Source organism: Chitinimonas viridis, assembly GCF_030409555.1.
Lineage (GTDB): Bacteria > Pseudomonadota > Gammaproteobacteria > Burkholderiales > Chitinimonadaceae > Chitinimonas > Chitinimonas viridis.
Genome location: NZ_JAUFPU010000004.1, coordinates 402,027 through 422,393, shown reverse-complemented (window position 1 = coordinate 422,393; position 20,367 = coordinate 402,027). Strand labels below are relative to the sequence as shown.

The 20,367-nt window shown below is 62.0% G+C and carries 20 protein-coding genes; 19 read left to right on the top strand and 1 reads right to left on the bottom strand.

Annotation, left to right across the window (positions count from 1 at the left end):
* Window positions 1-74 precede the first annotated feature (74 nt).
* From QWZ03_RS06130 to QWZ03_RS06100, 7 genes are all read left to right on the top strand, one after another.
* Window positions 75-2,066, top strand: coding sequence for an Orn/Lys/Arg family decarboxylase (locus QWZ03_RS06130; RefSeq protein ID WP_284198088.1), 1,992 nt, complete (start codon window positions 75-77; stop codon window positions 2,064-2,066).
* Window positions 2,067-2,103: 37 nt separating this feature from the next.
* Window positions 2,104-3,912, top strand: a complete 1,809-nt coding sequence (locus tag QWZ03_RS06125; RefSeq protein ID WP_290331910.1) for a diguanylate cyclase — start codon at window positions 2,104-2,106, stop codon at window positions 3,910-3,912.
* 127 nt (window positions 3,913-4,039) lie between these two features.
* Window positions 4,040-4,957 (top strand): ornithine carbamoyltransferase, encoded by a 918-nt coding sequence (argF, locus tag QWZ03_RS06120; RefSeq protein ID WP_290331909.1) that lies wholly within the window; start codon window positions 4,040-4,042, stop codon window positions 4,955-4,957.
* A 14-nt stretch (window positions 4,958-4,971) separates the two neighbouring features.
* Window positions 4,972-5,364, top strand: a complete 393-nt coding sequence (locus QWZ03_RS06115; protein WP_290331908.1) for a VOC family protein — start codon at window positions 4,972-4,974, stop codon at window positions 5,362-5,364.
* Between the two features lie 2 nt (window positions 5,365-5,366).
* A complete protein-coding gene (locus tag QWZ03_RS06110; protein ID WP_290331907.1) occupies window positions 5,367-5,738 on the top strand; it encodes a 5-carboxymethyl-2-hydroxymuconate Delta-isomerase in 372 nt (123 codons plus the stop codon).
* A gap of 21 nt (window positions 5,739-5,759) precedes the next feature.
* On the top strand, window positions 5,760-6,977 hold the full coding sequence (locus QWZ03_RS06105; RefSeq protein WP_290331906.1) for an argininosuccinate synthase: 1,218 nt from the start codon (window positions 5,760-5,762) through the stop codon (window positions 6,975-6,977).
* Window positions 6,978-7,089: 112 nt separating this feature from the next.
* Window positions 7,090-7,641 (top strand): DUF2799 domain-containing protein, encoded by a 552-nt coding sequence (locus tag QWZ03_RS06100; RefSeq protein ID WP_290331905.1) that lies wholly within the window; start codon window positions 7,090-7,092, stop codon window positions 7,639-7,641.
* A 151-nt stretch (window positions 7,642-7,792) separates the two neighbouring features.
* Here the strand turns inward: QWZ03_RS06100 and QWZ03_RS06095 are convergent, their stop codons facing one another.
* On the bottom strand, window positions 7,793-8,725 hold the full coding sequence (locus QWZ03_RS06095) for a diguanylate cyclase domain-containing protein (protein ID WP_290331904.1): 933 nt from the start codon (window positions 8,723-8,725) through the stop codon (window positions 7,793-7,795).
* A 683-nt stretch (window positions 8,726-9,408) separates the two neighbouring features.
* Between QWZ03_RS06095 and QWZ03_RS06090 the strand changes: the two genes are divergently transcribed.
* From QWZ03_RS06090 to QWZ03_RS06035, 12 genes are all read left to right on the top strand, one after another.
* Window positions 9,409-10,134 (top strand): beta-ketoacyl synthase chain length factor, encoded by a 726-nt coding sequence (locus tag QWZ03_RS06090; protein ID WP_290331903.1) that lies wholly within the window; start codon window positions 9,409-9,411, stop codon window positions 10,132-10,134.
* Window positions 10,127-10,909, top strand: coding sequence for a lysophospholipid acyltransferase family protein (locus QWZ03_RS06085; protein WP_284198097.1), 783 nt, complete (start codon window positions 10,127-10,129; stop codon window positions 10,907-10,909). The genes QWZ03_RS06090 and QWZ03_RS06085 overlap by 8 nt, the downstream gene beginning before the upstream one ends.
* Window positions 10,896-11,156 (top strand): phosphopantetheine-binding protein, encoded by a 261-nt coding sequence (locus QWZ03_RS06080; RefSeq protein WP_284198098.1) that lies wholly within the window; start codon window positions 10,896-10,898, stop codon window positions 11,154-11,156. Before QWZ03_RS06085 ends, QWZ03_RS06080 begins: the two co-directional genes overlap by 14 nt.
* A gap of 119 nt (window positions 11,157-11,275) precedes the next feature.
* Window positions 11,276-11,530 carry an acyl carrier protein gene (locus QWZ03_RS06075; RefSeq protein ID WP_284198099.1) on the top strand — a complete coding sequence of 85 codons (255 nt, stop codon included), beginning with the start codon at window positions 11,276-11,278 and terminating at the stop codon, window positions 11,528-11,530.
* Between the two features lies 1 nt (window position 11,531).
* Window positions 11,532-12,092, top strand: coding sequence for a COG4648 family protein (locus QWZ03_RS06070; RefSeq protein ID WP_290331902.1), 561 nt, complete (start codon window positions 11,532-11,534; stop codon window positions 12,090-12,092).
* Window positions 12,085-13,776 (top strand): ApeI family dehydratase, encoded by a 1,692-nt coding sequence (locus QWZ03_RS06065; RefSeq protein WP_290331901.1) that lies wholly within the window; start codon window positions 12,085-12,087, stop codon window positions 13,774-13,776. Before QWZ03_RS06070 ends, QWZ03_RS06065 begins: the two co-directional genes overlap by 8 nt.
* A complete protein-coding gene (locus QWZ03_RS06060) occupies window positions 13,773-14,510 on the top strand; it encodes a glycosyltransferase family 2 protein (RefSeq protein ID WP_290331900.1) in 738 nt (245 codons plus the stop codon). Before QWZ03_RS06065 ends, QWZ03_RS06060 begins: the two co-directional genes overlap by 4 nt.
* On the top strand, window positions 14,507-15,448 hold the full coding sequence (locus tag QWZ03_RS06055) for a lysophospholipid acyltransferase family protein (protein WP_290331899.1): 942 nt from the start codon (window positions 14,507-14,509) through the stop codon (window positions 15,446-15,448). The genes QWZ03_RS06060 and QWZ03_RS06055 overlap by 4 nt, the downstream gene beginning before the upstream one ends.
* A complete protein-coding gene (locus QWZ03_RS06050; protein WP_290331898.1) occupies window positions 15,435-16,988 on the top strand; it encodes an HAL/PAL/TAL family ammonia-lyase in 1,554 nt (517 codons plus the stop codon). The genes QWZ03_RS06055 and QWZ03_RS06050 overlap by 14 nt, the downstream gene beginning before the upstream one ends.
* On the top strand, window positions 16,978-17,397 hold the full coding sequence (locus QWZ03_RS06045) for an acyl-CoA thioesterase (protein WP_290331897.1): 420 nt from the start codon (window positions 16,978-16,980) through the stop codon (window positions 17,395-17,397). The genes QWZ03_RS06050 and QWZ03_RS06045 overlap by 11 nt, the downstream gene beginning before the upstream one ends.
* The gene (locus QWZ03_RS06040; RefSeq protein WP_290331896.1) at window positions 17,394-18,005 is read left to right on the top strand and encodes a LolA family protein; all 612 of its coding nucleotides are present in this window, start codon (window positions 17,394-17,396) and stop codon (window positions 18,003-18,005) included. Before QWZ03_RS06045 ends, QWZ03_RS06040 begins: the two co-directional genes overlap by 4 nt.
* Window positions 17,995-20,361, top strand: a complete 2,367-nt coding sequence (locus QWZ03_RS06035; RefSeq protein WP_290331895.1) for an MMPL family transporter — start codon at window positions 17,995-17,997, stop codon at window positions 20,359-20,361. Before QWZ03_RS06040 ends, QWZ03_RS06035 begins: the two co-directional genes overlap by 11 nt.
* Window positions 20,362-20,367 lie beyond the last annotated feature (6 nt).

Sequence of the window (20,367 nt, the reverse complement as noted above, 5' to 3'; positions counted from 1 at the left end):
TGGGCTTGGATTATTCTTGCGGGCTTGGGCGGAGATCCCGCCCCGCAATTCAAGAATTATAGGAAGAGATAACCGTGTCAAAACCGATTAGCCGCATTTTACTGGTAAACGACGAGAAGCTGGTGCTGAAAGCACTGGTCAAGGGATTGAATGCTGCCGCAAGGCAATTGGACAACCCCTTGGGTGCCACGTTTATCGGGGTGGAAACCGCGCAGGAAGCCCTGGCGGCCATACGTGAGGACGGCGATATCCAGGCTGTGATCGTTGATGACCAGCTGCATCGCGTCGGTGAGCAGGGCGGCGCGCGCAAGAAGAAACTGCAGATGTCGGCGCTGGACCTGGTGCATGCCATCCATGCGCACCGGCCGGAGCTGGACGTCTACATCCTGATTGCCCAGCAAGATGAGGCCGAGGTGGTGAACACCTTGCTGTGCGAGGCGGTGGATGGTTACTTCTACCGTGATGATCCGGACTATTTCGGCTGGTACCGCATACTGAGCACCCAGTTGCTGGAGCGGGCCCACACGCCGTTTTACGACAAGCTCAAGCAGTATGTATTCATGGCCAAGGATGCCTGGCACACGCCGGGCCACAGCTCGGGCGACAGCCTGCGCGGCAGCCCCTGGGCCGAGGATTTCTATGACTTCATGGGCGAGCATATCTTCCGGGGCGATTTGTCGTGCTCGGTGCCCATGCTCGATTCCCTGCTGCACCCGACGGGCATCATTGATGAGGCCCAGCAGATTGCCGCCAAGGCTTTTGGCGCCCACCGCACCTTCTTTGCCACCAACGGCACCTCCACTGCCAACAAGGTGATATTGCAGACCTTGCTGGCACCGGGCGACAAGCTGCTGCTGGATCGCAACTGCCATAAGTCGGTACACCATGGCGTGGTGATATCGGGCGCCTTGCCCGTTTACCTGGATTCGAGCACCAACCTGGAGTACGGCCTGTTCGGCCCGGTACCCAAGCAGCTGATCTTCAAGGCCATAGAAGACAACACCGATGCGAGGGCCATGATACTGACCTCGTGCACCTATGATGGCTTGCGCTATGACCTGCCACCCATCATTGCCAAGGCGCATGAGCACGGCATCAAGGTGATCATCGACGAAGCCTGGTATGGCCACGCCCGTTTCCATCCAGAGTTCCGACCCACTGCGCTGGAGGCAGGGGCGGATTTTGCCACCCAGTCCACCCATAAGGTGATGAGCGCTTTCTCGCAGGCGTCGATGATCCATGTGAACGAGGTGGTCGAGTTCAATGAGCATGTGTTCCGCGAGAACTACAACATGCATACCTCGACCAGCCCTCAGTACAGCATGATTGCCAGCCTGGATGTGGCCCGCCGGCAGATGAGCATGGAAGGCTACAAGCTGCTGAGCCGTACCCTGGCGCTGGCGGCGGAGTTGAAGGAGCTGATCAACTCCACCGGGGTGTTCCGGGTGCTGGAGCTGGATGACCTGTTGCCTGAGGAAGTGAAGCAGGACGGCGTGAGGCTGGACCCGACCAAGGTGACCGTGGATATCTCGGCATCGGGCTACACGGTGGACGACCTACAGAAACTGTTGTTTGAGCGATACAACATCCAGATCGAGAAATCGACCTTCAATACCATCACGTTATTGCTGACCATAGGCACCACCAAGAGCAAGGTGGCGCGCCTGTACGATGCGCTGATGCGTATCAGCCGCGAAACCCGCGCACCACGGCGGCTTTACCGTACGCCGGCGATTCCGCATTTCACCCGGCTCAAATACCTGCCGCGCGATGCCTTCTATTGCGGTGGTGAGCTGGCGCCCTTGCTGGATGAGGCTGACCAGGTCAACCAGGCTTTGGCGGGCCGCGTCAGCTCTGACCAGGTTGTTCCCTATCCGCCGGGTATCCCGGTGCTGGTGCCCGGCCAGGTCATTACGCCGGAGATCATCAGCTATCTGGTCAACCTGCTCCGCAGCCAGAAGCAGACCGAACTGCACGGCGTGGTGTTCGACGGCTGGCTGCCGTGTATCCGGGTGCTGACAGCGGAAGACGAGGCAGGCCTGAGAACGCTGGACGGCAAGGCCTGAATCGCGCATCCTGAGTCATATTCACTGCATAGAACCCATGACCGCTGAGGCCCATGATCCCCCAGTAGCCCAGGTGTCGGTAGCGCAGGAAATCGCTGCGCTGAATGCCGGCGCCTGGCGGCTGCAATATGGCGACCCGCTGGAGGCGCGCTCGCTGGCCGAGCGTGCGCTGGCGCTTGCCTGTCAGACGGGGGATGACGCGGGGGAAGTCTATGCCCGTGTGGCGCTGGCATGCTACGAAATGCGCCACGGTGACGTGGAACTGGCACGGCGGGAGTTTGAGTCGGCCAAGCATTTCTTCGAGCGTAAGAAGGATGTGCGCGGCCTGATGCGGGCCAGTTTTGGCGTATCGGCCTTATTGTCGCGCGATGGTCGCTCTGATGATGCCTATGCCGAGTTGATCGGCTTTGTGTCTGATCTGGATGGAGCCGAGCCGGTAGACGCCTTCGTCATCTATAACTGCCTGGGTATTACCAGCATAGAGGCGGGCCAGCTCGACGATGGCATGCGCCATTGCTACAAGGCCTTGACTGCGGCCAGGCAGCTGGGCTCGCCAGACCATCTGGCCTTGATACTCTCCAACCTCGGTGATGCCCAGCATGGTGCGGGCAATTACGAAGATGCCATCCGCTTTCTGGTGGAGGCTGACGAGATGGTGGGGCAGTCACGCCTGGCGGCCCTGGCGCCTTTGGTGGCAGGCAACCTGGCCATGTGCCAATTGGCCATCGGTGCCCATGAGGCGGCCTACGAAACCATACAGCCCTATCTGAACCTCAGCGATGACGAGGTGCGCATAGGCAAGGCGGATGCCGCTTTTTTCCAGGCTATCGCCGCCCACACCTATGCTGCCCACGGCCGCTGGGACGAAGCCGGCGCCATGGTGGATCGGGCCTTGCTGGCCGCCGAGGCATCGGGCGAATCCAGGGTGATTACCCATTGCCTGTGGGTGCGCGGCCTAGTGGAACGTGGCTTGGGCCATGTGAGTGCCTCGCTCGGGGCATTCCAGAAGGCCGAAGCCTATCTGAGCAAACAGCAGGACCCGTATTACCCAGTGCAGATCAACCGTGAGTTGGCACGCGCCCATGCCAGCCTGGGACAGTGGCAGCAGGCTTACGATTATCTGGATCAGTACCAGCAGCTGTATCAGCGATCGCTGGGCAGCGCTGCCCGTGCGCGCACCCAGATTACCCGTATACAGAGCGAACTGGCCGAAGCCGAGCGTGAGCGCGACTTTGCCCTGCTCAAGCAGGCCGAGGCCGAGCGCGCCCGTACCGAGCTGGAGATGCTGAACCGCGAGCTGGCCAATAAGGTGGACGAGATCGAGCGGTTGCAGGCCAAACTGCGCGAGCAGGCTATACGCGATCCTTTGACCAATCTCTATAACCGGCGCTACCTGCAGGAAGAGCTGAGCAATGAGATCAAGCTGGCGGAGCGTCGGCACTATTCGGTCTGTGTGGTGCTGATTGATCTCGATCACTTCAAGGCGGTGAACGACCGCTTTGGCCATCCCATGGGCGATCAGGTACTGATAGAGCTGGCCTGCATGCTGATAGGCAATATCCGTGGGTCGGACTTTGCTTGCCGCTTTGGTGGTGAGGAATTCTGCCTTGTGCTCTCTGATATCGACTTGGAGCTGGCTTTGGGGCGGGTGCGCACCCTGCTGCACCGTTTCCATGCCCTGGTGGTGGAGATGGATGGGCGCAGGTTGGATCAATTGAGTTTCTCGGCCGGCGTTGCCGAGTATCCACGCCATGGCCGTAGCCCCGATAGCTTGCTGGCGGCGGCGGATGCCGCCCTCTACCGCGCCAAGGCTTGCGGCCGCGACCGGATTTTCCCGGCCGATTGACGCCGATCTGGTCGCCAGCGATGTCGATATTCCATAAATCGATGTCGCATAGTGGAAAATCCTTCTTGACCGGGCGGCCTTGCTCGGAGAAGCTCAAAGCTTTTCCGCAACGCACAAAGAGGCCAGCATGCTAGGCAAGCACTTCCTCCAGTTTACCGACTTCAGCCGTGACGAATACGAGCACCTGTTCGTCCGCAGCCGTGTACTGAAGGATCGCCTGCGCCGAGGGGAGCTCTATCAGCCCCTGCAAGGCAAGACCCTGGCCATGATCTTCGAGAAGAGTTCCACCCGCACACGGGTGTCGTTCGAGGCGGGCATGAACCAGCTTGGTGGCCATGCCATGTTCCTGGCCAGCAAGGATACCCAGCTGGGGCGGGGCGAGCCGATCGAGGATGTGGCACGCGTGATCGGCCGCATGTGTGACGTGGTGATGCTGCGCACCTATGAGCAGACCATCGTCGATACCTTCGCTAGCTATTCCAAGGCACCGGTCATCAATGGCCTGACCAATGAATACCACCCTTGCCAGACCTTGGCCGATATCTTCACCTATATCGAGCATCGTGGTTCCATCGAGGGCAAGACGGTGGCCTGGATAGGCGACTCCAACAATATTTCCCGCACCTGGCTGCAGGCCGCGCGTATCTTCAACTTCAAGCTGCGGCTGGCCTGCCCCAAGGGCTATGAGATGTCGGTGCTGGATGGCATCGATTACCGTGACCACTTTGAACAGACCCACGACCCGCGCGAGGCAACTGAGGGAGCAGATCTCGTCTCTACCGACGTTTGCGTCTCCATGGGCTTCGAGCGGGAGAGCCTGCAGCGCAGGGTTGATTTCCTCAGCTACAAGGTGACTGGCGAGTTGATGAAACTGGCCGACAAGGATGCGGTCTTCATGCATTGCCTGCCGGCGCATCGAGGCGAGGAAGTGGATCCGGACGTGTTGGACGGCCCACAATCCATCGTTTGGGATGAGGCGGAGAACCGCATGCACACCCAGAAGGCACTGATTGAATACCTGTTGCTGGGCAAGATAGATAACTGATCGAGGCGCGAAGGATGATAGACCACACCGGTGTGACCGTCAGTGACTACGGTCGCAGCAAAGCGTTTTACGAAGCTGCGCTGGGCACCCTGGGCTATGGCTGCCTGGCGGAATTCTCCGCCGAAGTGACGGGGCACACCGACGTGGCGGGCTTTGGGGAGAAAGCCAGCGGCAAGCCGGATTTCTGGCTGAGCGTGGGTACGCCCAACCAACCGCCCATCCATATCGCTTTCAGGGCGGATAGCCGCGCGGCCGTAGAGGCATTCCATGCCGCCGCCGTGTTGGCAGGTGGTCGCGACAATGGCGAACCGGGCTTGCGCCCACACTATCATCCGCACTATTACGGTGCTTTTGTATTGGACCCGGACGGCCACAATATCGAGGCCGTCTGCCATCACCCAGGTTGAGCATGCCCCATATCGTTATTGAATACACCGACAACCTGGCAGAACAGCCGGATTTTCGGCAACTGTTTGCAGAGCTCCATGCGGCGCTGGTAGAGACCGGCGATGTGGCCGAGATCGATATCAAAAGCCGCGCCATCAGGTTGACCGACTGGTATGTGGGGGATGGCAACGCCAGCCATGCGTTTGTCCACCTCAAGCTCTACCTGATCAACCGGCGTACCGTGGCGTTCAAGCGACGAGCGCTGGCGGCACTGCAGCCTGTAGTCGCCGCCCATTTCCCGCGTACGCTGGCCGAGCGCCAGTGCCAGCTTTGCTTTGAGACGATAGATATGGACGGCGATACCTACGCCAAGATCGTCTCACCCCAGAATTGAACCCATTAGCAGGAAAGTCTTATGTCTGACGCCAACAAAGTTGTACTCGCCTACTCCGGTGGCCTTGATACCTCGGTCATCCTCAAGTGGCTGCAGGATACCTATCAATCGGAGATCGTCACCTTTACTGCGGATATCGGCCAGGGTGAAGAGCTGGAGCCGGCCCGTGCCAAGGCTATCAAGCTGGGTATCAAGCCAGAGAACATCTATATCGACGATTTGCGCGAAGAGTTCGTACGCGATTTTGTCTTCCCCATGTTCCGCGCCAATACGGTGTATGAGGGCGAGTACCTGCTGGGTACCTCCATTGCACGGCCACTGATTGCCAAACGCCAGATCGAGATTGCCAATCAGACCGGGGCAGATGCAGTGAGCCACGGTGCCACGGGCAAGGGCAATGACCAAGTGCGTTTTGAGCTGGGTTACTACGCGCTCAAGCCGGGCGTGAAGGTGATCGCACCCTGGCGGGAGTGGGATCTGCTGAGCCGCGAAAAACTGTTGGCCTACGCCGAAAAGGCCGGCATACCTATCGAGATGAAGCACAAGGCGGGCGGCGCACCGTACTCCATGGATGCCAACCTGCTGCATATCTCGTTCGAGGGACGACACCTGGAAGACCCCAAGGCCGAGGCAGAGGAAAGCATGTGGCGCTGGACGGTGGCGCCCGAAGCAGCGCCAGACGCCCCTGAATACCTGGACATGGAATTTGAACAGGGTGACCTTGTAGCCATCAATGGCCTGCGCCAGAAGCCCCATGAGTTGCTGGCCAAGCTCAATGAGCTGGGCGGCAAGCACGGCATAGGCCGGCTGGACCTGGTGGAGAACCGCTATGTGGGCATGAAGTCGCGCGGCTGCTACGAGACGCCCGGCGGCACCATCCTGCTGAAGGCGCACCGTGGTATCGAGTCGATCACCCTGGATAGGGAAGTGGCGCATCTCAAGGACAACCTGATGCCCCGCTATGCCGAGCTGATCTACAACGGCTACTGGTGGAGCCCGGAGCGCCGCGCCCTGCAGGCGCTGATCGACAATACTCAGCAATATGTCAATGGCTGGGTGCGGGTGAAGCTCTACAAGGGTGGGGTGTCGGTGGTGGCACGTGACTCCAAGGACACCTTGTTTGACCAGACTATCGCGACTTTCGATGATGATGGTGGCGCCTATAACCAAAAGGATGCCGAAGGCTTCATCAAGCTCAATGCCTTACGCATGCGCATTGCTTCGCACAAGCGCGGTTGAGCGTACTGCCACCCCAGAAGCCCGGCGATGCCGGGCTTTTTGCTGCCTGCCGTTCAGGGCGGATTCAAGCAGCGGGGCCTAGACTGCAGTCATCCATCCTGGGAGAACAAAAATGAAGAAACTGCTGTTGTTGGCCAGTTTGTTGCTGTTGGGCGCTTGTGCTGCCATGAGCGAGGCGGAATGCCGGACGGGTGACTGGTATGGCGTGGGTGAGCGGGATGGCCGGGATGGTCGGGGCAGCCGCCTGGGTGACTATGCCGAGGCATGCCAGAAAACCAATATCCTGCCCGACCCGGCAGAATACTCGCGCGGCCGCGAGCGGGGGCTGCTGGTCTATTGCGCGCCTGAGAATGGCTACCGCGTAGGCAGGGCAGGTTATAGCTACGGCAATGTCTGTGCACCCGAGCTGCAGGAAGGTTTTTTGCGCGAGTACAACCGGGGCTATGCGCGGTATGAGCTGCGCCGCGATATCGACAATCTGGAAAACGATATGGTGCGCTATGGCCGCGAGATCAATCGCCTGAGCGAGCTGATAGGCAAGGCGGCCACCGAGGATGAGCGCCGCAAGCTACGCCGTGAGCGCGATGGCTACGAGCGGCAGCGGCGTGATGCCAAGAGCACGCTGATATTGCTGCAGGCTCGTTGGTTGGCGCAGGGTGACTAAGAACCTGCCCGGAGCCCGAAGGACCGGACCGGAGAGAGTCATGTGCTGCGTTGGACTCCTCGGTATTAAGCTGCTATTGCCTGCTTCGTCCGCCTTGTACCTGACCCTTTTCCGGTCTGGCGCCCGGGGTGAATAAATCGTGAACAGGTTCTTAGGCTGCACCTGTACTGGGATTTGCTGGTGGTGCAACCAACATGCCGGCTGACCAATAGGCATACGCGCTGCCACCTTGCCGCTTGGCGTGGTACATGGCGGCGTCGGCCTGGTCGAGCAATGCCTGGGTTTCCACGCCGTCGCGCGGGTAGAGGCTGATGCCGATGCTGGCATGGGTTTGTACCTTGTGTGGCCCGAATGCAAAGGGCTGGCCTATGGTATCTACCAGCTGCTGCGCCACGGCATTGGCATGGTCGGTGTGCTGCAGTTCGCTGATCAGCACGGTGAACTCATCGCCGCCTAAGCGGGCGACCACGTCGGACTTGCGTACCGCACCATGAAGGCGCTCCGCGACCGAGATCAGCAGCTGGTCGCCTATCGCGTGACCCAGCGTGTCATTGACCTGTTTGAACTTGTCCAGGTCCAGAAACATGACGGCAAGCATATTGCCCTGCAAGGCTGCCGCAGCAATGGCCTTGTCCAGCAGCTCCAGAAAACACTGCCGATTGGGCAGGCCAGTCAGGCTGTCGTGATAGGCCAGCCTGGCTATACGTTCCTGTTCGCAGCGTTGAGCGCTGATATCGTGCTGGATGGCGATAAAGTGGGTAATGTTGCCGTGGCTATCCTGTAGCGGCGTAATGATCTGGTTGACGGTGTAGAAAGCGCCATCCTTGCGCCGCTCTATCAACTCGCCTTGCCAGGGGCGCCCGGACAGGATGGTGCTCCATAGCTCGCGGTAGAAAGCCGTATCGTGCTGGCCGGAACGCAGCAGATCGGGCGACTTGCCCATCAGCTCGGACTCGGCGTAGCCGCTCAGACGGCAAAAGGCCTGATTGACCCACACCATATGGCCGTGGCGATCAGCAATCATGATGGCATTGGCTGCCGTGGCAAAGGCACGGGCCAGCAGGGCTTGCGGCTTCTTCAGCATTGCACCCTCCGCGGCTTGGGCTGGGGCACCTCCGACGTTATCGTTTTTCCGCCGCCACCAGATTCTGCCTGTTGGCACCTTGGGTGGGATGGCGGCTGCCTTGAATATCCATGCGCTTCTGGAAACCTGATGGCCGTCCTGGCCAGTGTGGTTTGCTTGGGGATGTCCACAAGGCAATTTTTATATAGCTGACCGTGGCGGTTTGTGCACCCGTGGGTGCAGGCTGCGTAAAGGGTAACTGATTGACAGTAAAGTACTTTGTGCTGGATCAAAGCCTGTTGATCTGGCGGATTCGCCACATGCTTGATGCCCAGTTTGGCCTGCAGAGATGTAAGCCACAACCTTGGAGAGGTGGAGGGGGCTTTTGGTGTAGGCGAGCCTGCGCTTGCTTGTGCACTTGGTTACAAATGGCCTCTTTTGTTTTGTACATGACAATCAATGAACAAATTTTTTGATTGATTGTGCAGCCATGTTGCAAGTGCACATCAGCCTGTTGTACGTAGTATCCGGTATGGGTAAAAAGCACATAAGCAATTGTTTTTGTTAATTTACCTGTTAGAATGCCGCCCTTTCGTTCGAGGGTAGTCGCTCCCTTTGGGCCTATGGGTGGGCAGGGAGTGAGGGTCGTGTGCTGGACTCAGGCCTTCCTTCGCGCCAAAAAGTTCAATTAGATTGCGCGATTAATGACAGTAAGATTTTCTATAGATGCTTGGGCCGCTTGGGCGCCGGGTCTGGTCGGCAATGATGCTTGGCTGGATTGGCTGGCTGCGCCGCAACCCTTGGTTGGCGAGGGTGTGCCTGCGTTGGCGGAGATGCCGGCCATGATGCGGCGGCGGGTCGAGCGTCTGGGCAAGGTGGCCTTGCAGGCCGCCTATTGGGCCCAGGGCGATGCCGAGGCATGTCCCCATGTTTTTGCCTCGCGCTTTGGGGACGTAACCCGTTCGGTGGAATTGCTGCGGCAACTGGCCGCCGGTGAGGGGCTGTCGCCCACGGCGTTCAGCATGTCGGTGCACAATGCCATAGGTGCCTTGTTCTCCATTGCCCGCGCAGATACGGGTGCTTGTACCGCAGTGGCAGCTGGTGCCGAGACGGTAGAGGCGGCCTTCATGGAGGCGCTGGGCCTGCTGGCCGATGGCGCGCCGGCTGTGCTGGTGGTGTATTACGATGAGCCCCTGCCAACGCCGTATTCGGATTTTGCCGAATACCTGGATTTCCCCCGTGCTTGGGCCTGCCGCTTGAGCCGCTGCGAAAGTGGTGGCATATCCTTGCAGCCTGGCTTGCTGGCAGGTGCGTCTGAACCGGCGACTCTGCCGGATGACCTGGCCGCCCTGCGCTTTCTGCTGGGGCAGGCTCCGGCCTGGCAGCATGACGTGGCCGGCCGTAGCTGGCACTGGGCGCGCCATGCTTGAACTGCTGGATCGTGGCTGGCGCGTTATCGCCACCGCCATTGCTTTTTCGAGCTTCGGCCTTGGCGGCTTGCTGCTGCGCCTGGTGTATTTTCCGCTGCTGCAGCTGATCGTGCGCGAACGCGCCAGGCAGACCCGCCTGGCCCGGCTTTCCATCCACCATACCTTCCGGCTGTTTATCGAGCTGATGCGGGTGCTGGGCATCTTGCGCTACGACATCGTCGGCGCGGAGCGACTGCGTCGGCCCGGCCTGCTGATCCTGGCCAATCACCCGACCCTGATCGACGTGGTGTTCCTGATCTCGCTGGTGCCAAATGCCGACTGCGTGGTGAAGGCCGCTCTGGCACGTAACCCGTTTACCCGTGGTCCCGTGCGCGCCACCGGCTACATCTGCAACGATAGCGGTGCCGGCCTGGTGGAAGACTGCGTCACCTCGGTGCATGCCGGCAACAACCTGATCATCTTCCCCGAGGGCACGCGTACACCCGTCGACGGGCCGATGAAGCTGCAGCGTGGCGCCGCCAATATCGCGACCCGTGGCCCCTGCACCATTACGCCGGTCACCATACGGTGCGAGCCGTTGAGCCTGACCAAGGGCTTGCCCTGGTGGAAGGTACCGGTGCGGCGCATGCATTTCACTATCGTCGTTCGCGACGATATCGAGGTGGCGCCCTTTCTGGCAGGCGCCGGTAATGAACCGGCCCTGGCGGCACGCCACCTGACCGATTACTTGCACGATTATTTTTCTACGGAGAAACCCGCCCATGCAGGCGCTTGAACAAGAAATCAAGGCGATCATCATCGAATCGCTGAATCTGGAAGATGTCACCCCTGACGATATCGACGCTTCCGCAGCCCTGTTTGTGGATGGCCTGGGGCTGGATTCCATCGACGCGCTGGAGCTGGGCCTTGCCCTGCAAAAGCGCTACGGCGTCAGCATGTCGGCCGATTCGGAAGAAACCCGCCAGCACTTTGCCAGCGTCAGTGCACTGGCGCAGTTTGTTGCTGCACAGCGCACCAAGTAATTCGCCATCGGCATGACCACCATGCGCCATGGGACGCACCGGGTGGACATGCGGTACTACCGTAATCATGAAATGCATCAGCGGCCTATGTCATGGCTTGCTGGTGCCAGGGGTAAACCATGACCAAGCAGGAAATGTTCGATCGCCTCAGCGCGATTCTCCAAGAAACCTTTGATATCGCGCCTGAGCGTATCAAGCCCGAATCGCGCCTGTACGATGATCTGGACATCGACAGCATCGATGCCGTGGATCTGATCGTCAAGCTCAAGCCCATCGCAGGCCGCCGCCTGCAACCGGATGCCTTCAAGTCGGTGCGTACGCTGCAGGATGTGGTGGACGCTCTGTATGGCCTGATGCACGACGCCACGGCCTGATGTGAGCGCGTCCACGCGTGTGCGTGCGGTAGCGGTCGGCCTGCTGACGCTCAGCTACCCGGTGCTGGTCTATCTGGGTCTGGGGCGATTCGAGCCGCGCTGGCTGGCCTTGCTGCTGGCTGGCCTGGCACTGTTGCGGGCGATTGCCACCCGTCAGCCGACCTGGCTGGCAGCGGCGGCCGGCGCCCTGCTGCTGGCGCTGGTGACGGTGGTCGGTAACCACGCGCTGCCGCTCAAGCTCTACCCGGTGCTGGTCAATGCCGTGCTGCTGGTGGTGTTCTGCACCAGCCTGATCTACCCGCCCAGCGTGATCGAACGGTTGGCGCGCCTGCAGGAGCCCGATCTACCGCCCGAGGGCGTGGTCTACACCCGCAAGGTGACCCAGGTGTGGTGTGGTTTCTTTGTGCTTAACGGCAGCATTGCCCTGGTGACGGCGCTGTGGGCCAGTGATGCGGTCTGGGCCTTGTATAACGGCCTGATCGCCTACTGCCTAATGGGCATGTTGTTCGCCGCTGAATGGCTGGTTCGCCGCCGCGTGCGTGCTGGAGTAATACATGGCTGATTTCCTGGCCCTTGAACAATTGCTGGCCGTGGGCCGCCCCGCCGCCATGACCGTGGCTGTACGCCAGGGACAGCAGCTGGACTTTGCCTGCCTGGCGCAACAGGCGGCCAACTGGCGCGCGGCTTTTGCCGCGCAGCCGGGTCGCCGCTTTGCACTGTACTGTCACGACAGCTTTACCTTTGCCGCTGCCTTGCTGGGTGCCTGGCATGCCGGTGTGTGCGTCTATCTGCCGGCCGATGTGCTGCCCGCCACCCTGGCGCGCTTGCGGGGCGAGGTGGATGGCTTTGCCGGCGATATTGCCGGCGAGGACAGCCTGCAGCCCTTGCCGGATACGGTAGTGCCCGATTGGCCTGCGCTGGAGAGGCAGGCGCCGGGTCTGGTGGTGTTTACCTCAGGGTCGACCGGTGAACCGGTCGCCATTGCCAAGCAACTGTCGCAGTTGTTCGATGAAGTCCAGTCGCTGGCAGCCTGTTTTGATACCGATATGGGCGAGGCCATGGTGCTGGCGACGGTGTCGCATCAGCACATTTACGGCCTGCTGTTCCGTGTGTTGTGGCCGCTGGCGGCTGGCCGCGTGTTCGCCGCCGACCGTCTGGTGTTCCCGGAGGATATTGTGGCCGCCCTGGCGGTCAACGGCGACTGTGTACTGGTGGCCAGCCCCGCCCATCTCAAGCGTTTGCCGGACAATCTGCCGTGGGCGGCCGGCAAGACCAGCCTGCGGGCAGTGTTCTCGTCGGGCGGCCCCCTGCCTGCCGAGGCCTTGCCCGATTGCAGGCGGTTGCTGGGCAGGGCGCCTATCGAAGTCTATGGCAGCTCCGAGACGGGCGGCATTGCCTGGCGCCAGCGCATGAACGACGGTGACCTGGCCTGGCGTGCCTTGCCGGGGGTGAAGCTGCAGCTGGATGGCGAGAAGCTGCTGGTGCAGTCGCCCCATCTCGCAGGCACGGATTGGCAGCGCACCGAGGACAGGGTCAGCCTGCTGGGCGATGGTTTTGAGCTGCTGGGCCGCGCTGATCGCATCGTCAAGATTGAAGAAAAGCGGGTCTCGCTGACGGCCATGGAGAGCGCCTTGCTGGCGACCGGGCTGGTGGCCGAGGTGCGGGTATTGCCGCTGAGCGGTTTACGCTTGACCTTGGGTGTGCTGGCTGTTCCCAGTGCTGCAGGTTGGGCCTTGATCGACGAGCAGGGCAAGCGTGCCCTGAATGCCCGCTTGCGTGCTGCGCTGGCAGAGCTGGTGGAAGCCAGCGTGCTGCCGCGCCGCTGGCGCTATGCATGGACCTTGCCCAGCAATGCCCAGGGCAAGGCGACGGAAGCCGCCTTGCAGGCCTGGTTTGACCCAAGGCGCCCGGCGGCACGCCTGCTGTCGCGCACTACGGGCGAGGCCAGCCTGGTGCTGGAGATCGACGCCCGCTCACCTTATTTCGTCGGGCACTTTCCGCAGACGCCTATCCTGCCAGGTGTCACCCAGCTGGACTGGGCGGTGCTGTTTGGACGCGAGCTGTTTGCCATTCCTGCCGGTTTCCTGCGGTTGGAGGCGGTGAAATTCCAGCAGGTGATAGCGCCAGGCAGCCTGGTGAGCATGGATTTGAGTTGGCAGGCCGAGCGGGGCAGCCTGGGCTTCAAGCTCACCTCTGCCGCCGGCGCGCACGCCAGCGGGCGCATCGTGTTCGGAGCGCCAGCATGAAGACCTGTGCCGTGATCCCGGTCTACAACCATGGCGAGGCCATCGGTGCGGTGGTAGCCGCCGTGCGCCAGCACGGCCTGCCGTGCCTGCTGGTGGACGATGGCAGCGAACCTGGCTGCGCTGCGGTGCTTGATGCCCTGGCGGCGGCCGATGCCGCCGGTGTGCAGCTGCTGCGCCTGCCGCAGAACCAGGGCAAGGGCGGTGCCATGATTGCCGGCCTGCGTCAGGCCGCCAGCCTGGGCTATAGCCATGCCCTGCAGATCGATGCCGATGGCCAGCACGACACGGGTGATATCCCGGCCTTCCTGAGGCTGTCGGCGGCGCAACCGGCGCACCTGATCTGTGGCTGTCCCATTTACGACGAGAGCGTGCCCAAGGCCAGGCTTTATGGCCGCTATGCCACCCATATCTGGGTGTGGATCAATACCCTGTCGCTGCAGATACGAGATTCCATGTGCGGCTTCCGGATCTATCCGCTGGCTCCTACCGTGGCCTTGATGGACGCGGTGAACATAGGCCGCCGCATGGATTTTGACACTGAGATCCTGGTGAGGCTGTATTGGCGTGGCATGGGCATAGTCAATCAGCCCACAAGGGTGTGCTACCCCAGCGATGGCGTGTCGCACTTCAAGGTCTGGCTGGACAATGCCCTGATCTCGCGCATGCACGCCCGCCTGTTCCTTGGCATGTTGCTGCGTGCCCCTATGCTGTTATGGCGCAAGGTGGCCGCATGAGTACCGCATCGCGCCAGCATTGGGCCGAGATGGGCGAGAACACCTTTGTCCTGGGTATCTGGCTGCTTTACTGGGTACACCGCTTGCTAGGTCGCTGGCCGTTCCGGCTTTGCCTGTACCCGGTTGTGTTGCTGCACTGGGCCACCAAGCCGGCGCTGCGTGCGTCTTCCATGCAATACCTGGCGCGGCTGCAGCAGGCGACGGGTGCGCTGGGCAGGCCACCGGTATGGCAGGACAGCGTCCGGCATGTGATGCTGTTCGCTGAAACCATGCTGGACAAGCTGCTGGCGGTATCGGGGCGATACCAGTTTGCCCAGGTGCGCAGTGTGGGCAGCGAGGTGTTGTACCAGGCTGCCCTGTCGGGGCAGGGTGGGGTGATTGTCACTGCCCATATGGGCTGCCTGGAGCTGTGCCGCGTGCTGGCCGAGCGCAAGCGCGGGCTCAAGCTCAATGTGCTGGTGCATACCCGCCACGCGGTACGCTTCAACAAGCTGCTCAAGCGGCTGAATCCGAATAATGAGCTGACCTTGCTGGAGGTCACCGAGATCAGCCCCGCCACTGCGGTGTTGCTGGCCGAGAAGGTGGCAGCCGGCGAGTACGTGGCCATTGCCGGCGACCGTATTCCGGTCTTTGCCAGCCAGACAGTGACCACCGAGTTCCTAGGGCATCAGGCGCCCTTTCCGGTGGGGCCATACGTGCTGGCCAGCCTGCTCAAATGCCCCCTCTATCTGCTGGGCTGCATACACGAGGGCAAAGGCTACACCCTGCATTTCGAGCAGCTTGCCGAGCAGGTGCAATTGCCGCGCGGCCGGCGCGAAGCCGCCATGGCTGACTATGCCGGCCGCTACGCCACCGCGCTGACGGCCCTGGTGCGCCGCTCGCCTTTTGATTGGTTCAATTTCTTTCCCTTCTGGGATCAAACACATGCAAAACCTTGACCGCAGCACTGATCCCATCCGTTTTGACGGTAGCCGACTGACCATAGAAGACGTGGTGGCAGTGGCCGAGCAGCGCCAGCCGGCCGAATTGTCGGCTGACCCGGCTTTCCGCGCCCGTATCGCCCGTGGCGCCGACTTCCTTGACCGCCTGCTGGCGGAAGATGGCGTCATCTACGGTGTGACCACCGGCTACGGTGATTCCTGCACCGTCAGCATCCCGCCCGAGCTGGTCGCTGAACTGCCACACCATCTGTACACCTACCATGGTTGCGGCGCCGGCCGTTTCCTGACGCCGGAAGAAACCCGTGCGGTACTGGCAACTCGGCTGGCTTCGCTGTCGCAAGGCATGTCGGGCGTCAGCGTGGGTCTGCTGGAGCAGATTGCAACCCTGATGAAGCATGACATCCTGCCGTTGATTCCGGCAGAAGGTTCGGTCGGCGCCAGCGGCGACCTGACACCCTTGTCTTATCTGGCTGCCGTGCTGTGCGGCGAGCGCGAGGTGATGTACCAGGGCCAGCTCCGGCATGCTGCCGATGTGCTGGCTGAGCTGGGCATACAGCCGCTGCGCCTGCGCCCCAAGGAGGGCCTGGCCATCATGAACGGCACGGCCGTGATGACGGCGCTGGCCTGCCTGGCTTGGCGGCGTGCCGACTACCTGTGCCAGCTGGCAACCCGCTTGACCGCCATGAACGTACTGGCCAGCGCCGGCAATGCCCACCATTTCGACCAGGCGCTGTTTGCAGTCAAGCCCCATATCGGGCAGCAGCGCGTGGCAGGCCGTATCCGCGAGGATCTGGCCAGCGACCAGCCCAGCCGCAATGAGCAGCGTCTGCAGGATCGCTACTCGCTGCGTTGCGCTCCACATGTGATCGGTGTGCTGGAAGATGCCTTGCCTTACTTCCGCACCCTGATAGAGAACGAACTGAACAGCGCCAACGATAATCCCATCATTGATGGCGAGAACGAACGCGTGCTGCATGGTGGTCATTTCTACGGCGGCCACATCGCCTTCGCCATGGATGGCCTCAAGAATGCGGTGGCCAATGTGGCCGACCTGCTGGATAGGCAACTGGCGTTGCTGGTGGATACCCGCTTCAACCATGGCCTACCCAGCAATCTGTCGGGTGCCACTGGCCCCCGTGCGGCCATCAATCATGGCCTCAAGGCGCTGCAGATCAGCGTGTCGGCCTGGACTGCCGAGGCGCTCAAGCAAACCATGCCGGCCTCGGTGTTCAGTCGCTCTACCGAGTGCCATAACCAGGACAAGGTCAGCATGGGCACCATCGCCGCGCGCGATTGCCTGCGCGTGCTGGAACTGACCGAGCAGGTCGTGGCGGCCATGCTGATCGCTGCGCGCCAGGGTGTTGCCCTGCGCCGCCGGCTGGATGCCGAGCTGGTGCTGCCGGCTGCGCTGGCCAGCATGCAGGCCGACCTGGAAGACCGCATCGCCCTGGTGGTGGAAGACCGTGCCCTGGATGGCGAGCTGCAATCGTTGCTGGGCGCCATACGGCGCGAGGCCTGGAGGGTCTATGTCGATTGACCTTGCCCACGAGATCGAGCTGTCACCAACCTTCCATGACCTGGACCCGATGAACATCGTCTGGCACGGCAACTATGTGAAGTACCTGGAAATCGCCCGCTGTGCCTTGCTGTCACGGTTCGATTACGACTATCCGCAGATGTATGCCTCGGGCTTTGTCTGGCCCATCGTCGACATGCGCCTCAAGTATGTGAAGTCGGCGGTGTTCAATCAGCGCCTGCGTATCCGTGCCGAGATCGTGGAATGGGAAAACCGGCTCAAGATCGAGTACCTGATCAGCGACGCCGACACCGGCCAGCGCCTGAACAAGGCCTACACCATACAGGTGGCGGTCTGCACCGAGAGCCAGGAAATGCAATACCTCTGCCCACCGGTGTTGTGGGAAAGACTGGGAGTGCCCACGCCATGAAGCAGTGGTTCCGATACGCCTTGCTGTTGTGCCTGGCACTGCCCGGTTCTGCCTGGGCCGCAGATATCGCCGAGGCGGTGAAAGCGCGGCTGAGCAGCCCTCAGGTCCTGCGCGGCCAGTTCGAGCAGCAGAAGAGTGTGGCGGGCTTCAAGAAGCCCCTGCTGTCCAGTGGCGAGTTCCTGCTGTGGCGTGGCCATGGCGTGCTGTGGCAAACCCGCAAGCCATTTGAGTCCAGCCTGGTGGTGAGCCCGGACAAACTGTCGGCGGAGTCGGGACAGGCCAGCTATCAGCTGGAATCCAGCCGCGAGCCGGCACTGCAAGCCATGAATGAGCTGCTGTTTGCCTTGCTGGCCGGCGATGTGGCCGTGCTGCAGAAGCGCTTCCTGACCGATGGTGGCCTGCGTGGCAAGGATGCCTGGGTATTGGCCCTGACTCCCCGCGAGCCGGGCCTGGCTCGGGTATTCAAGCGGGTGATACTGGAGGGCGAACGGCATGTGAAACTGGTGCGGCTGGAAGAGGCCAATGGCGACAGCAGCCTGATCCGTTTCGACAAGCTGGTTGAGGCCAGTGCCCCCATGGCCGAGGAGGCAAAGCGCCTTGGCCGCTAAGCGTCTCTCTCTGTGGCTGGCTGCCGTGTGGGCGGTCGTTGTGCTGGGCACCGTGCTGCACCAGGTTCAGTTCTGGCGGGCTGCCCGCCTGAACACCGATGTGCTGGCGCTACTGCCCGAGAACGAGCAGGCGCCCGCTGTGAGCGCGGCTACCCGCAAGCTGGCGGAGCAGTCGCAGCGCCAGATCGTGCTGCTGGTGGGCGCGTCCGACTGGTCGCAGACCCGCCGCGCAGCCCAGCTGGTGCAGGCCCGCTTGGCCACCCAGCCAGCGTTGTTGCAGCCCGCTGCGGTGGATGCCGGCAAGCTGGATGCGGCGGTGGCGTTCTACCAGCCCTGGCGTGACCGCTTGCTGACCCAGGAACAGTTGCGGGCCTTGGCCTCGGCACCAAGCGAGCAATGGGCCAGCACTGCCCTGATGCGTTTGTACCAACCCGCTGCCGGGCCGCAGTTTGGCGACCGGCTGGCCGACCCGCTTGGCCTGTGGCAGGACTGGTGGGCCGAACGGGCGGCTGAATCACCCGCTCGCCCGCGCGATGGCCTGTTGTGGTTGCAGGGCAAGGGGCAGCAGTGGGCGCTGCTCAATTACCAATTCCAGGGCGCCGCATTTGCCGTGACGGGTGAGGCGCCGCTGGCCGAACTGCTGCAGGCCAGCCGTGTCGAGCTGGCCGCCCAAGGTATGGGCGAGATCAGACTGCTGGCCGCAGGCGTGCCGCTGCATGCCGAAGCTGCCGCGGCCCAGGCCAACCGGGAGATGAGCACCATAGGCTGGGGTTCCTTGCTGGCGGTGCTGTTGCTGGTCTGGCTGACCTTCCGTTCACTGCGGCCTATTGTCCTGGTGGGCCTGTCGCTGCTGATAGGTTGCGGCGTGGCGCTGAGTGTGACGGCCATGCTGTTTGGCCAGGTGCATCTGTTGACTCTGGTGTTTGGCGCCAGCCTGGTCGGGGTGGCCGAGGATTATGGCTTCCACTATTTCGCGGCTCGCCAGGGCCGGCCGGCCAGTGAGCGCTGGCAGGTACTGCGTGGCCTGCTGCCGGGTATGGCACTGGCGCTACTGACCAGTGTGGTGGCCTATATGGCGCTGGGTTTGGCGCCGTTCCCTGGCTTGCGGCAGATGGCCGTGTTCTCGGTTGCGGGCTTGCTGGCGGCCTTTTTGACCGTGGTGTGCTGGTTCCCGCTGTTTGACCGGGGTGCCCTGCCGCAAACGGCCTTTGCCCGCTATCTTGCCAACAGCCTGACGCGTTGGCCGCGTTGGCAGCCCAACCGCAAGGGCTGGCTGCTGGCATTGGTTCTCATGGTGGTGCTGGGTGTGGGCCTGTCGCGCCTGCAGAGCCGCGATGATCTACGGCAGCTGCAGGGCTCGCCGGCCGGCTTGATGGCCGAACAACTGGAAGTAGGGCGGTTGCTGGGCATGCCCAGCCCTGGCCAGTTCTACCTGGTGGCGGGCGATAGCCCGGAGCAGTTGCTGCAGCGAGAGGAAGGATTGAAGGCAAGGCTGGACGACCTGGTAAGGGACGGCGTCTTGCCGGGTTACCGCGCGGTCTCTGACTGGCTGCCCTCGCTGGCTACACAGCAGCGTGCCGCCTTGCTGACGGCACAGGCCGAACGGCATGCGCTGGCGGCCATTGCAGAACAGACGGGCGAGCAGCCGGCCCGGCCGGTGCAGGCGCCCCAAGCGCTGGATCCGGCAACCTGGCTGGCCAGCCCCGCCGCATCGATTATTGCGGCGCAGTGGCTGGGCGAACTGGACGGTAAGCACTACAGCGTATTGATGCTGCGCGGCCTGAGCCCGGCCATGTTGCCGGCGCTGAACAAGGCGGCCACCGATTTGCCTGGCGTGCGCTGGGTGGACAAGACGGCGGAGATATCCAGCCTGCTGGCACGCTATCGCCTGGGCATGAGTTGGCTGCTGCTGGCGGGCTATGTGGCGGTGTTCGTGGCGTTGGCCTGGCGCTTCCGTCTGGCTGCCTGGCGTGCCTTGCTGCCCACCTTGTTGGGCAGCCTGCTGGTGCTGGCCTTGCTGGGGCTGCTGGGCGTGCCCTTGCAGCTGTTCAATGTGCTGGCGCTGGTCTTGCTGCTGGGCATGGGGGTGGACTACGGCATCTTCCTGCTGGAACACCCCGGTGACGGCACCGCCTGGCTGGCGGTAGCGCTGGCCGGTGTCAGTACCCTGCTGTCTTTTGGCCTGCTGGCATTTTCTGCCACGCCGGCCCTGCAGGCCTTTGGCCTGACCATGTTGCTGGGTGAATTGCTGATCTGGCTTTTGACACCCTGTTTCCGCCCCGGCGAAGCATTTGCCCGCGAGCAGGTAGAAGCCACCCCGGTATCGCAGCTTGCCACGGCAAACCATCAACCCTGAGTGCAA

What these genes read in the sequence shown, in the direction of transcription:
- QWZ03_RS06125 (WP_290331910.1), top strand. Translation starts at nt 2,104, where the DNA reads ATGACCGCTGAGGCCCATGATCCCCCAGTAGCCCAGGTGTCGGTAGCG.
- argF (WP_290331909.1), top strand. Translation starts at nt 4,040, where the DNA reads ATGCTAGGCAAGCACTTCCTCCAGTTTACCGACTTCAGCCGTGACGAA.
- QWZ03_RS06115 (WP_290331908.1), top strand. Translation starts at nt 4,972, where the DNA reads ATGATAGACCACACCGGTGTGACCGTCAGTGACTACGGTCGCAGCAAA.
- QWZ03_RS06110 (WP_290331907.1), top strand. Translation starts at nt 5,367, where the DNA reads ATGCCCCATATCGTTATTGAATACACCGACAACCTGGCAGAACAGCCG.
- QWZ03_RS06105 (WP_290331906.1), top strand. Translation starts at nt 5,760, where the DNA reads ATGTCTGACGCCAACAAAGTTGTACTCGCCTACTCCGGTGGCCTTGAT.
- QWZ03_RS06100 (WP_290331905.1), top strand. Translation starts at nt 7,090, where the DNA reads ATGAAGAAACTGCTGTTGTTGGCCAGTTTGTTGCTGTTGGGCGCTTGT.
- QWZ03_RS06095 (WP_290331904.1), bottom strand. Translation starts at nt 8,725, where the DNA reads ATGCTGAAGAAGCCGCAAGCCCTGCTGGCCCGTGCCTTTGCCACGGCA.
- QWZ03_RS06090 (WP_290331903.1), top strand. Translation starts at nt 9,409, where the DNA reads ATGACAGTAAGATTTTCTATAGATGCTTGGGCCGCTTGGGCGCCGGGT.
- QWZ03_RS06085 (WP_284198097.1), top strand. Translation starts at nt 10,127, where the DNA reads ATGCTTGAACTGCTGGATCGTGGCTGGCGCGTTATCGCCACCGCCATT.
- QWZ03_RS06080 (WP_284198098.1), top strand. Translation starts at nt 10,896, where the DNA reads ATGCAGGCGCTTGAACAAGAAATCAAGGCGATCATCATCGAATCGCTG.
- QWZ03_RS06075 (WP_284198099.1), top strand. Translation starts at nt 11,276, where the DNA reads ATGACCAAGCAGGAAATGTTCGATCGCCTCAGCGCGATTCTCCAAGAA.
- QWZ03_RS06065 (WP_290331901.1), top strand. Translation starts at nt 12,085, where the DNA reads ATGGCTGATTTCCTGGCCCTTGAACAATTGCTGGCCGTGGGCCGCCCC.
- QWZ03_RS06060 (WP_290331900.1), top strand. Translation starts at nt 13,773, where the DNA reads ATGAAGACCTGTGCCGTGATCCCGGTCTACAACCATGGCGAGGCCATC.
- QWZ03_RS06055 (WP_290331899.1), top strand. Translation starts at nt 14,507, where the DNA reads ATGAGTACCGCATCGCGCCAGCATTGGGCCGAGATGGGCGAGAACACC.
- QWZ03_RS06050 (WP_290331898.1), top strand. Translation starts at nt 15,435, where the DNA reads ATGCAAAACCTTGACCGCAGCACTGATCCCATCCGTTTTGACGGTAGC.
- QWZ03_RS06045 (WP_290331897.1), top strand. Translation starts at nt 16,978, where the DNA reads ATGTCGATTGACCTTGCCCACGAGATCGAGCTGTCACCAACCTTCCAT.
- QWZ03_RS06040 (WP_290331896.1), top strand. Translation starts at nt 17,394, where the DNA reads ATGAAGCAGTGGTTCCGATACGCCTTGCTGTTGTGCCTGGCACTGCCC.